Origin of the sequence: Rhodococcus sp. 15-725-2-2b (assembly GCF_002259075.1) — a bacterium.
Classification (GTDB): Bacteria; Actinomycetota; Actinomycetes; order Mycobacteriales; family Mycobacteriaceae; genus Rhodococcoides.
This window is the reverse complement of sequence record NZ_NPFL01000008.1, coordinates 15,100-26,424: the sequence shown is the minus strand read 5'-3', so window position 1 is coordinate 26,424 and position 11,325 is coordinate 15,100. Positions and strand designations below refer to the sequence as shown.

At 64.5% G+C, this 11,325-nt stretch carries 13 protein-coding genes; 9 read left to right on the top strand and 4 right to left on the bottom strand.

The genetic code is table 11. The features are described from left to right. Positions 1-5: 5 nt before the first annotated feature. The 5 genes from CH306_RS10905 to CH306_RS10885 all read left to right on the top strand — a co-directional run bounded on the left by CH306_RS10905 (position 6) and on the right by CH306_RS10885 (position 4,141). Entirely contained in the window at positions 6-1,217 is a 1,212-nt protein-coding gene (locus CH306_RS10905; protein WP_256981132.1) for an ABC transporter substrate-binding protein, read from the top strand. Then, positions 1,214-2,053 (top strand): ABC transporter permease subunit, encoded by an 840-nt coding sequence (locus CH306_RS10900; RefSeq protein WP_094646617.1) that lies wholly within the window; start codon positions 1,214-1,216, stop codon positions 2,051-2,053. Before CH306_RS10905 ends, CH306_RS10900 begins: the two co-directional genes overlap by 4 nt. Beyond that, a complete protein-coding gene (locus tag CH306_RS10895; protein ID WP_094632092.1) occupies positions 2,050-2,823 on the top strand; it encodes an ABC transporter permease in 774 nt (257 codons plus the stop codon). Before CH306_RS10900 ends, CH306_RS10895 begins: the two co-directional genes overlap by 4 nt. Next, a complete protein-coding gene (locus tag CH306_RS10890; RefSeq protein ID WP_094646616.1) occupies positions 2,820-3,851 on the top strand; it encodes an ABC transporter ATP-binding protein in 1,032 nt (343 codons plus the stop codon). Before CH306_RS10895 ends, CH306_RS10890 begins: the two co-directional genes overlap by 4 nt. Before the next feature lie 158 nt (positions 3,852-4,009). Next, entirely contained in the window at positions 4,010-4,141 is a 132-nt protein-coding gene (locus CH306_RS10885) for a hypothetical protein (RefSeq protein ID WP_256981131.1), read from the top strand. Positions 4,142-4,185: 44 nt separating this feature from the next. Here CH306_RS10885 and wrbA read toward each other — a convergent pair whose 3' ends face one another. Beyond that, positions 4,186-4,785, bottom strand: coding sequence for an NAD(P)H:quinone oxidoreductase (gene wrbA / locus CH306_RS10880; RefSeq protein ID WP_032395327.1), 600 nt, complete (start codon positions 4,783-4,785; stop codon positions 4,186-4,188). Positions 4,786-5,070: 285 nt separating this feature from the next. Here wrbA and CH306_RS10875 point away from each other — a divergent pair, with 285 nt between their 5' ends. The 4 genes from CH306_RS10875 to CH306_RS10860 all read left to right on the top strand — a co-directional run bounded on the left by CH306_RS10875 (position 5,071) and on the right by CH306_RS10860 (position 8,369). Then, positions 5,071-5,784 (top strand): haloacid dehalogenase type II, encoded by a 714-nt coding sequence (locus CH306_RS10875; protein WP_256981130.1) that lies wholly within the window; start codon positions 5,071-5,073, stop codon positions 5,782-5,784. A 10-nt stretch (positions 5,785-5,794) separates the two neighbouring features. Further along, positions 5,795-6,655 (top strand): tRNA glutamyl-Q(34) synthetase GluQRS, encoded by an 861-nt coding sequence (gene gluQRS, locus CH306_RS10870; RefSeq protein WP_094646614.1) that lies wholly within the window; start codon positions 5,795-5,797, stop codon positions 6,653-6,655. 103 nt (positions 6,656-6,758) lie between these two features. Beyond that, complete coding sequence (locus tag CH306_RS10865) at positions 6,759-7,541, top strand: hypothetical protein (protein ID WP_094646613.1); 783 nt, start codon at positions 6,759-6,761, stop codon at positions 7,539-7,541. A 78-nt stretch (positions 7,542-7,619) separates the two neighbouring features. Next, positions 7,620-8,369, top strand: coding sequence for a queuosine precursor transporter (locus CH306_RS10860; RefSeq protein WP_032395329.1), 750 nt, complete (start codon positions 7,620-7,622; stop codon positions 8,367-8,369). Here CH306_RS10860 and CH306_RS10855 read toward each other — a convergent pair. Genes CH306_RS10855 through CH306_RS10845 form a run of 3 tightly spaced genes read right to left on the bottom strand, consistent with a single transcriptional unit; the run spans position 8,329 to position 11,223 of the window. Continuing rightward, entirely contained in the window at positions 8,329-9,180 is an 852-nt protein-coding gene (locus CH306_RS10855) for a PaaX family transcriptional regulator (RefSeq protein WP_094646612.1), read from the bottom strand. The genes CH306_RS10860 and CH306_RS10855 overlap by 41 nt on opposite strands. Further along, the gene (locus CH306_RS10850) at positions 9,161-10,372 is read right to left on the bottom strand and encodes a kynureninase (RefSeq protein ID WP_094646611.1); all 1,212 of its coding nucleotides are present in this window, start codon (positions 10,370-10,372) and stop codon (positions 9,161-9,163) included. The genes CH306_RS10855 and CH306_RS10850 overlap by 20 nt, the downstream gene beginning before the upstream one ends. Then, positions 10,369-11,223 carry a tryptophan 2,3-dioxygenase gene (locus CH306_RS10845; RefSeq protein WP_094646610.1) on the bottom strand — a complete coding sequence of 285 codons (855 nt, stop codon included), beginning with the start codon at positions 11,221-11,223 and terminating at the stop codon, positions 10,369-10,371. The genes CH306_RS10850 and CH306_RS10845 overlap by 4 nt, the downstream gene beginning before the upstream one ends. Positions 11,224-11,325: the final 102 nt, after the last annotated feature.

Below are 11,325 nucleotides of genomic sequence, written 5' to 3'. Positions count from 1 at the left end.
GCGCAGTGACGATTGCCGCGAGCGCAGGGCTGCTGCTCACGGCCTGCGCTGCGCCGGATTCGGAAGCTCCGATCGCCGAGGCGCAGTCGTGGAGCGAGATCGAACAGCAGGCACAGGGGCAGACCGTCTCGCTGTGGATGTACGGCGGCGACGAGCAGGGCAACGCTTACGTCGACGATGTGCTCACCCCCGCGGCGGCCGAGGAAGGCGTCACACTGCGCCGGGTGCCGGTGGAATCGACCACCGATGCCGTCAACCGCATCCTGTCCGAGCGGCAGGCCGGGGTCACCGACGGCGAAGTGGACCTGGTGTGGGTCAACGGCGCGAACTTCGGCACCGGCCAGCAGGCGGGCGCGTGGCTGTGCGGGTGGACGCAGAACCTGCCGAACATGGAACTGACCGATCCCGAGGATCCACTGTTGCTCGACGACTTCGGCACACCGGTCGAGAACTGCGAATCACCCTGGCACAAGGCTCAATTCACATTGGTCTACAACGCGGCGGCCATCCCCGATCCGCCGACCACATTCGACGGCGTGCTCGACTGGGCTCGCGCGAACCCGGGCCGCTTCACTTACCCCGCTCCCCCGGACTTCACCGGATCGGTGTTTCTGCGTGAGGCGTTGATCAATGCCTCGGGCGGCGTCGACGAGGTTCCCGCTCGGTTCGATCAGGACTCCTACGACCGCTTGGCCCCGGCATTGTTCGATCGACTGAACGAGCTCGCCCCGTCACTCTGGCGCGAAGGCACGACGTATCCACAGTCCTCCTCCGAGCTCGACGCCCTCTACGCCGGCGGTCAGGTCGACATGACCATGACGTACGGCCCCGCGACCCTCCCGAAACTCGTCGCCGACGGCACCTTCCCGCCGGAGACTCGCGTCCTGACTCTCGACGAGGGAACCGTCGGGAATGCGAGTTTCCTTGCCATCCCATCGACGTCGGGGAAGTCGGCGGCGGCACAGGTGGTCGCCAATCTCGCGTTGTCGCCCGAGCAACAACTCGCGAAGGCGACGCCGGACGTGTGGGGTCAGTTCACCGTTCTCGATCTGGATCGGTTGACGCCGGAGTCTCGCGCGCAGTTCGAGGCGTTGCCGAGTTCGACGGTGCTGCCCTCCTACGAGGAGTTGTCGGCCGATGCGCATCCCGAACTCTCGGCGGACTGGGTCTCGCCGCTCGACGAGGGTTGGCGTCGAAGCGTGCTCGCCGGTCAGTGAGCGCGTCCACGAAGAGCTTTCGCGGCGCGGCGGCGGTGCTGCCTGCCGTCGTGTTGGTCGTTCTCGTCGTCGGCGGCGGTCTCGGGACGGTGGTGCTGCAGAGCCTGGGTCTGATGCCGTTGGTCGGCACCCCCGAATTGTCGGTCGGCGCGTATTCGGCGCTCGGCGGTGACCTGTGGCGCTCAGTGGGGCTGACGCTGTCGATTGCCATCGTCTCGACGGCGTTGGCCACGGTGATCGGGTTGGCCGTTGCACTGACGGCTCTGTCGGGTGGACGCGCCGCGTTGGTCGCGGCCGGGGTGACGGTTACGGTGCCGCACCTGATCGGTGCCGCCGCGATGGCATTGTTGCTGGCCGATTCGGGGATGCTGCCCCGCATTCTCGGCATGACCGACGGTGGCTGGCCGGAATTGGTCGGTGGGAAGTGGTGGATCGCCGTTGTCCTCGAATACGCCTGGAAGGAATCGGCTTTCGTGGCCGTCGTCGTGGCGGGCACGCTCGCCACCCGAATAGCAGCATTCGACGAGACGGCCGCGACCCTCGGTGCAGGCCGGTGGGCTCGGCTCCGTTTGGTCACGCTGCCGTTGGCTCGGCCCGCGTTGATCGCGTCGGCGGCTATCGCGTTCGCCTACACGGTCGGCTCGTACGAGGTGGCCCGTATTCTGGGTCGGCCGTATCCGGAGCCGTTGTCGGTGATGGCGATTCGCCTGTTCACGTCGATCGATCTCGAGACGCGTCCGCAGGCAGCCGCTGCGGCGACCGTCGCCACCGCTCTGACGGTGGTCGTGGCCGCGGTGGCACTGCATTATCTGCGCAGATCGGCAGCGTGGAAGTGAATCGCGTTCCTCCTTTCGCCGGCCGGGCCGTGCTGGTCCTGTGGTTCTTGCTGCCGTTGATTCCGGTTGTCCTGTGGGCCATCAGCAATCGCTGGTCGTTTCCCGGTTCGGTTCCCCAGGAATGGGGATTCGACGGCGTCCGCAGCGCCCTCGATGCCGGGGGTACCGATGCTTTCATGCGATCGACGCTTCTCGCTCTCGCCGTCGCCGCCATCGCAACGCCATTGGGCGCGTTGGCCGCTCGCGCCCTGGTGAACGGTACCGTGCGCCTTCCTGCTGTCGTGGCCGGTGTTCTGTTCGCGCCTGTGGCTCTACCCCCGTTCGCCGTGGCGTTGGGGCTCGACGTTCTGGTGCTGCGCTCGCGCATTCCGAGCACGGTGGCGGTGATCGCTCTGCTGACCGTCGCGGCCATTCCGTACACGACGTATCTGATGCGAGTGGCATTCGGCGCGTACGACATCGGCTACGAGGAAGAAGCTCGCACACTCGGTGCGTCGAATGCCATGGTGCTGAGACGGATTCGCATTCCGCTGTTGGCTCCGGCGTTGGCGGGTTCGGCACTGCTCGCGTTCCTCGTGGCGTGGAGCGACTACGTGATAACCCTGCTGATCGGTGGAGGCAGACTGGTCACCGTGCCCATTCTCGTCGCGTCGTTCGCTGCCGGGACCGGCAACGATTCGGTGGTGGCTGCACTGTCGGTCGCCGCTGTGGTGCCGCCGTTGTTGCTGGTGCTCATGCTGGCCCGGTTGCGTCGTAGGAGTGCACGATGAGCGTCGAACTGTCCGTTCACGGACTCACCAAAGTCCATGCCGGTCAATCGGTTGCGGCTCTCGATTCGATGGATCTCACCGTGCCACCGGGTTCGTGCACGGCGATTCTCGGGCCGTCGGGATCGGGCAAGAGCACTGCACTACGACTCATCGCGGGACTCGATTCACCCACTGCCGGCACGGTGCGCATCGACGGACACGAGGTGAACGACGTCGCGGCCGAAAATCGCGGCGTCGGCATGGTGTTCCAGCGTCCGATGTTGTTCCCGCACATGTCGGTACTCGACAACATCGGCTTCGCCTACCGCGCCGCCGGGGACAGTCGCAAGCGGTCGCGCGAACGTGCCCGGGAGTACCTGGACCTGGTCCACCTCGGCGATATCGGAGGTCGTGCGGTGTCCGAGGTATCGGGCGGGCAGGCTCAGCGGGTGGCGTTGGCGCGCTCGCTCGCCGGCTCACCGCGCGTGTTGTTGTTGGACGAGCCCTTCAGTGCACTGGACCCGTTGTTGCGCAGCGAGATGCACGACCTGGTTCGCGAATTACGTTCGACGCTCGATCAGACCCTGCTGCTCGTCACCCACGATCAGCAGGAAGCGGCCGTGCTCGCCGATTCGGTGGCGGTGCTCATCGACGGTCGATTGGAGCATCACTCCGATATCGCCACGGCCTACACGCGCCCCAGCACGCTGGCAGTGTCGCGCCTGATGGGTGGGGTCAACGAAATCGAGGGTCAGTGGGACGGGGTTGGGGTGCATCGCTCCGAGCTCGGGGAGTTGGAGGTCGACGGGGTTTCACTTCCGGCTGGGCCGGCCGTGCTGTTATTGCGACATGAGCTGATCACTCTGGATGACAACGGGATTCGTGGGGTTGTTTCCAACCTGCGGCCTACCGGATTTCGCAGCATCGCGGACGTGACCGTGGGGTCACTGACTGTGAAAGTTGAGTTGGCGGCGGGGTCTGCGTTGCGGGTCGGGGATGCGGCGGGGTTGCAGATTCCGCGTGGGGCGAGGTTTGTTGTCACGGATTGAGTTCGTGAGTGGGGCGATTCGCAGAGAACGTGGCCGAACTCGATAAGCGCTCGGTATGCGGTCGATGCTGTTGTTCTGTACCAGGCCGGCGAGCGGATCTCACAGTTCGCAGGGGTTGAGGGTCTTTCCGAGGCCTGTCCGTTGACGCGGCCGACGCCATGCTCCGCATCAGCACGTTCGTCGTCGAGGGGTTGCTGACGCACGCGGCGTCACCGGCAGGCCCGCGAGCGGTCATCGAGCAACTCGTCGCATCCATCGCATCGGGTCACCCAGGACACAACCCGCCCTGAGTGACCCGATGCCGAGTGATGGAGCTACGAGCCGCTCGTCCTGCTTACCGCGACAATGCCGTTGCGACGGTGACCACGCGGGTGGCCATGTGCTCGAGGGCCGCAAGCGTGGCATCCTCCAGTTCGTTCTGGTTGTCGCCCCCGGTCACATGGCTGACGCCATAGGGGTTGCCGTCGGCGAACTTCAGACCGTCGGTGTATCCGGGCGGGACCAGGACGCCGCCGAAGTGCATCAGCGAGGTGTACAAACCGGTGAGCGTCGTCTCCTGGCCGCCATGCAAAGTCTGGCTGGAGGTGAACGCGGCGTACGCCTTGTCCGCAAGTTGTCCCTTGGCCCAGTAGCCACCGAGCGAGTCCATGAAGGTCTGGAACTGTCCCGCGGTGCTACCGAAACGCGTCGGCGATCCGAAGATGACGCCGTCGGCCCAGACGATGTCGTCGCCGCTGGCAGCCGGAAGATCCTTTGTTGCTTCGTACTGCGCCGTCCAGGCGGGGTTCTCGGCAAAGGTGCTCGGGTCACGTGTCTCTGCGATGTGCCGCACGCGGACCTCCGCTCCCGCAGCTGTGGCTGCGTCGGCGAGCTTGTTCGCCATGGTGGCCCCGTGACCGGTTGCCGAGTAGTAGATGATCGCGATCTTGGTCATGTGATGACGCCTTTCGGTATGCGGAGCAGGTCGGCCCTCGGCGGGTGTGACTTCTTGACGTCTCACCGGGCGCTTCGGCAACGTGCGCCGTCGGCCTGCAAGTCGTTGCGATGTCAACAACTTCGACCGTACCCGAAGTAGTTGCTTTGTCAACCATCTACCTACCGGAGCGTGCTGCGATACTGGCGCGATGGACGATCTCGGAAGCGACACCGATCGACGTTTCCGGGAATGCGGCGTCGTCGTTGTCCAGGAAAAAGAGAACCACCACAAGGAGCTCAGTTCGTGACCGATCCCGACAACCCGAACATCTCGCCTGCGCTGCGTCGACCACGCGTGATCGTCTTCGACGTCAACGAAACGCTGTCCGACATGTCGCCGCTGTCGCATCGCTTCACCGACGTGGGAGCCCCCGCAGAACTCGCGTCACTGTGGTTCGCGAGTGTCCTGCGTGACGGCTTCGCCCTCACCGCAGCCGGCTCGGCGCAGCCCTTCGCGGACGTCGCATCCGGGCTACTTGCAGTGATGCTGCAACGTGAGGCGCTGAATCGGGAGATCGACGACGCCGTCGAGCACATAATGGGCGGCTTCATGGGCCTGGACGTGCATCCCGACGTAGCAGACGGCATCAGAGCACTGGCTGCGCTCGAGATTCGGCTGATCACCCTGAGCAACGGCGCGGTCGGCGTTGCTCGAAAACTGCTCGACGGTGCCGGAGTTTTGGAACACGCAGAGATGCTGCTGTCCGTCGACCAAGCCGGGGCATGGAAGCCCGCCGGACAGTCGTACCGATACGCACTCGATCGGTGCGGCGTCGAACCCCACGAGGCCATCCTCGTCGCCGTCCACCCCTGGGACATCGACGGTGCCCACCGTGCCGGACTGTCCACGGCCTGGATCAACCGCACCGGCACCACCTACCCGCAGCACTTCACCGCGCCGGACCTCGAGGCGACCTCACTGCTCCACCTCGAGCAACTTCTGCGGCACTCGACCTAAGGTTGTCCCCGTGCCCGCCGGACGCTTCGCCCCCAGTCCTTCGGGCGATCTGCATCTCGGCAATCTCCGAACCGCGCTTCTGGCTTGGCTCTTCGCCCGCTCCACCGGACGTCGGTTCGTGATGCGCGTCGAAGACCTCGATCGCGTCAAACCCGGCTCGGAGCAGCGGCAACTCGACGACCTCGCCGCCATCGGAATCGACTGGGACGGGCCGATCATGCGGCAATCCGAGCGTCGAGAAATTTACGACGCCACGATTCGGGCGCTCACCGCAGCCGGGCTGACGTACGAGTGTTTCTGCACGCGTCGGGAAATCCTCCAGGCCGCCTCCGCCCCGCATGCTCCCGACGGCGCGTATCCCGGAACCTGCCGCGACCTCACCGCAAACCAGAGAGCAGCGAAGGACCGCCCACCTGCCATTCGATTGCGTTCACAGGTAACCGAATTCACCATCGTCGATCAGCTGCAGGGGCTGTTCCGAGGCCAGGTGGACGACTTCGTCCTGCGTCGATCCGATGGCGTGCCCGCCTACAACCTGGCTGTCGTCGTCGACGATGGCGCGCAGGGCGTCGATCAGATCGTGCGCGGCGACGACCTGCTCACCTCCGCGCCGCGACAGGGCTACCTCGCTCAGCTCCTCGGCCTCACCCCCGCGACGTACGTCCACGTTCCCCTCGCGCTCAACGTCGAGGGCAAGCGTCTGGCCAAACGAGACGGCGCGGTGACGCTAGCCGAACGACCCGACGCGTGGGCACTCATCACCACTTCCCTCGGTGTGCCCGACGTAGAGAACGCCGAGGAATTACTCGAGCGGTGGAAGCCGACGCAGGTACCCCGCGAACCGTGGGTGTTCGACCCCGCGAATCCCTGATCCACGAACCGATCGAGATCACGTTGCAATGTGACGGGACCCAACTCGGGATCGATCGGACGTACAGTGACCGCGACAACTCTTCCCGAGGGAGAAGGACACGATGACCTCAGGCGGTTACGACCCCGACAAGGATCCACAGAACCCCGGTGGCTATCCGCCGCCGCAGGGCGGTTACCCACCACCTCCCCAGGGCAACTACCCACCACCCGGGAACTACCCGCCGCCTCCACAGGGCAACTACCCGCCGCCTCCGTCGTTCGGTGAGTCGCCGATGCCGACGCAGTTGTCGGTCGGTTCCGCCATCGGATACGGCTTCGAGAAGTTCAAGCAGAACGCCCTCGTCTGGATCGGCATCGTCCTGATCGCCGCGATCATCCAGGGCGTCCTGAACTTCGTGCTGACCTCCGACAACTTCGTCCTCAGCTTGATCTTCAGCGTCATCGTCGGAGTCGTCGCCCTCCTCATTCAGGCGGCACTCGTCCGCGGCGCTCTGCACGAGGTGGACGGGATCAAGCCCGCTTTCGGGTCCTTCTTCCAGTTCAACAACGTCTTCGCCATCGTCATCGCCGGCGTCCTCGTGGGCATCGCAACCGGCATCGGCTACATCTTGTTGGTCATCCCAGGACTCGTCGTCACGTTCTTCACGTGGTGGACCTTCCAGTTCGTCATCGACCGCGGCGACGAGCCGATCCCCGCCATCAAGGCCAGCGCCAAGGCGATCGCATCGAACGGCGGGACCATCTTCGTCCTCGCGCTCGCCCTGTTCGGCCTCAACATCGTCGGCGCGATCCTGCTCGGCATCGGTCTTCTGGTGACCATTCCGATCACGATCATCGCCGGCACCTACGCGTACCGCGTCACCGTGGGCGGCCGCGTCGCCTGACCGGTTATACGCCTCGATGGGCGCGCATCCCTCACCCGGGATTCGCGCCCATCGTCGTCTCGGTGCTTGGATCGAGCGGTGACTACTACCGAACACACCGCCCCCGACGGCGGCACCGAGTCTGGGCAGGCCACATTCGCTCACATCAGCCGGGGCTACTACCCCACCATCGTCGCGCTCTTCGTCGCGACGCTGCTGATCTCGAATGTGGCCGCCAGCAAAGGTGTCGCCTTCTTCGCCTCGTCCGACGTCATGCTCGGACCTTTCCAAATCCTGCCGATCAACACCGACGGCGCATTCTTTCTGTTCCCCCTCGCCTACATCCTCGGCGACGTCCTCAGCGAGGTGTACGGCTTCAAGGCCGCACGCCGCGCGATCTACCTCGGCTTCGGATCGTTGCTGCTCACCTCGGTGTGCTTCTGGATCGCCATCGAACTTCCCGCCGCGTCCTTCTACGAGAACCAAGAGGCCCTCGAAACCGTCGTCGGTGTCGTCCCCCGCCTCGTTCTCGCCGGTCTCGCCGGCTATACCGTCGGGCAGCTCCTGAACTCGGTCGTCCTGGTCAAGATCAAGGAACGCACCAAGGAAAAGCACCTGTGGGCGCGACTGATCGGGTCGACCATCGTCGGCGAATTCTTCGACACCCTGATCTTCTGCTCCATTGCCGCCGGAGTCATCGGCATCAGCACCTGGACCGACTTCATCAACTACGTCATCGTCGGATTCCTGTGGAAGACCCTGGCCGAGGTCATCGTCATGCCGATCACGTATCGCGTCATCTCGTACATCAAGAAGCGCGAACCGTCGTATCGACCCATGCCCGACTGATCTCCAGGTAGCGCTCACGCGCCGCATCGAAAGTCGCGACGGCCCGGGTCCCCGGCCAGTCCTCCGGTGTCATGCACGGAGGCAGGCCCGGGTCGACGTAGGGAATGACACGCCACTCGTCGAGCAAAGGCACGAACGTGACGAACGCCTCGCGGGGGTTCCGGGCCGGCGACCCGCCGTCGTGAGCGGCAAGGAATGCCCGATGCCGAGCGGCGATGCCCGCCAGGTCCCACCACTGGGCGGCGCTCTCACGCAGTGTGGCGGGTGGCGCTACCTTGGAGGCCACGAAGCTCGTCACGTATTCCGACAACTCCAACGCGTCGATGATGTCGCCCGCCTCACCCGCGAGGTATTCGGGCGCGATCCACAAACCGGGTGAGACCGTTCCGCATCCGATTGCGGTGAGTCGACGCCTCAGTTGGTGGCGCGCGGCACGTTGCGTCTCCGGAATGGTGAACGAGATGAGCCGGAACGGATCGCCGTCGGCCATCCGACGGAACCCGAAGATCCGACCGTCACCGCGCGCGAACATGGTGTCGGCCTGCTCGGTGATGCGATAGCCGGTGCGGCCCTCACGATTATCGGATTCGACGACGCCCTTCTTCTTCAGCCTGGTCATCGCGATGCGCGTACTCTCCGGTGCCACTCCGAGCGCATCCATCCACACGACGAAGTCGGCGATGGCAAACCACCCTCCGAGCGGCCGAACGTACGCCCCGAGCACCGTGCGAACCAGTGAGGTGGCGCTGCCCGGACGAGAGTCGAAATCGTCGAGAATTGCCCCGGCGGTGCTAGGCGCGGAGTTCGTCACGGATCGCCACGATTCCCAGGTACACCTCGCGATACGAGGTGCTCAGTGGGCTCAGGCCCAATCGAATACCCTGTGGCGCGCGGTAATCCGGGATGACACCTCGCTTCCACAGACGAGCGGTGATGGCCTCGAACTCGGGATGGTCGATGGTGACGTGCCCGCCGCGTCGCGTCGAATCCTCGGGTGAGGCGATCTCCACTCCCAACGGCACCAACATCTCACGCACCAGCTCGAGGGCATACTCGGTGAGCGCAACGGACTTCGCGCGTATCGCGTCCATCCCCACCTCGGCGATCATCTCGATGGTGTCCTGCATCGCGATCATGCCGAACACCGAGGGCGTGCCACTGATGACCCGTCGAATACCCTGTGCCGGAACGTAACCCTGCGCCATCTCGAACGGATCGGCCCGACCCATCCAGCCCCAGATCGGCTGGACGAACTCGCCCTGAAGATCACTGCGCACGTACGCGAACGCGGGCGATCCGGGACCGCCGTTGAGGTACTTGTAGGTGCACCCGACGGCCAGATCCACTCCCCAGGAATCGAATTCGAGCGGCACCGAACCGACGGAATGGCACACGTCCAGCAGCATCAGTGCGCCGGCCTCGTGCGTGATACGTGTCGCCTCGGCCACGTCGACGAGGAAGCCGGACCGGTAGGCAACGTGGGTGATCACCACCAGCGCGGTGTTCTCCCCCACCACCTCGGCGAGTTGTTCCGGTTCGATACCACCGCGGCGGTCCGTCTCGATCCATCGCAGCGTCATGTTCGATTCCGCCGCAATGCCTTCGAGAAGATAGCGATCGGTCGGGAAGTTGTCGCGGTCGATGACGATCTCGGTGCGACCCGGCCGCATGGCGATCGCCGCCCGTGCCAGCTTGTACAGCAACACCGTCGTCGAATCGCCGATCGTGGTCTGCCCGGGCGCGGCTCCCAGGGTGGCGTCGGCCAGGGCGTCGCCGATGGTGACGGGCAGGTCGAACCACTGCTCGTCCCAACCGCGGATCAGGCGTCCACCCCAAGCGTCGGTCATGAAGGTGTTGATCCGTTCGACGCTCGCCTTGATAGGCCGGCCCAACGAGTTTCCATCGAGATACGCGCTGATCGACGGGTCGTCGATACCGAGGAATCTGTCGCGGTAGCTACGGAGTGGATCCTGGGCGTCCAGTTCGTCTACGCGTTGCGTCATCGTCCGATATCCGTTCTCACAGCCAGCAATTCGGGAAAGAAGGTGAGCTCGAGCGCCTTCTGCAGAAATCCGACTCCACTCGATCCACCGGTTCCGCTCTTCATTCCGATGGTACGGAGCACCGTCCGCATGTGACGGAAGCGCCAGAGCTGGAAGTTCTCCTCCAGATCGACGAACTCCTCGAAGGCCTCGTACACCGTCCAGTGCTCGGTGTGGTTCTCGTAGACGAATGTGATCAGCGGCATCAGGTCCTCGTTGAACGTGTATGCCGCGGTGACGTCGCGATCGAGGGCTGATGCCGGTACGTCGTACCCCTGCCGCGCCAGCGACTGCCACAATGCGTCGTACAGGCTCGGCTGATGCAACAGCGTCGAAAGCAGCTCATGCGCAGCCGGATCCGACTCGAAGACCTTCAGCATGCCCGCATTCTTGTTGCCGAGCACGAATTCCACCGCCCGGTACTGGTACGACTGGAAACCCGAGGAGTTGCCGAGAAAATCGCGGAACTGCGAGTACTCCGTCGGGGTGAGTGTGGCCAACACCGACCACTGCTCGGTCAGCGTCTTCTGAATGTGCTTGACTCGCGCAACGCATTTCAGTGCGGTTCCGATGTCGTCGGCGTCCAATGCCGCTCGGGCCGCGAGTGTCTCGTGAATGACCAGCTTGAGCCACAGTTCGGTGGTCTGATGCTGAATGATGAACAGCAGTTCGTCGTGATGCTCGGGGGTGCTCACCGGCTTCTGCGCGCTGAGCAGAGTGTCGAGGTCCAGGTACGCGCCGTAGCTCATACGATCGCTGAAATCGGTGACGACGGTTTTCTCTATCGCGCGGGTGTTGGCTTCGACGCTCATGGATGGTCCTCGAGATCGTGGGCTGATAGCGCCAGAGTATTACACGATCGCGCCGCCCGCTAGGAGTACGAAATATCTCAGCGTTGCACGCAAGCCCGTTAC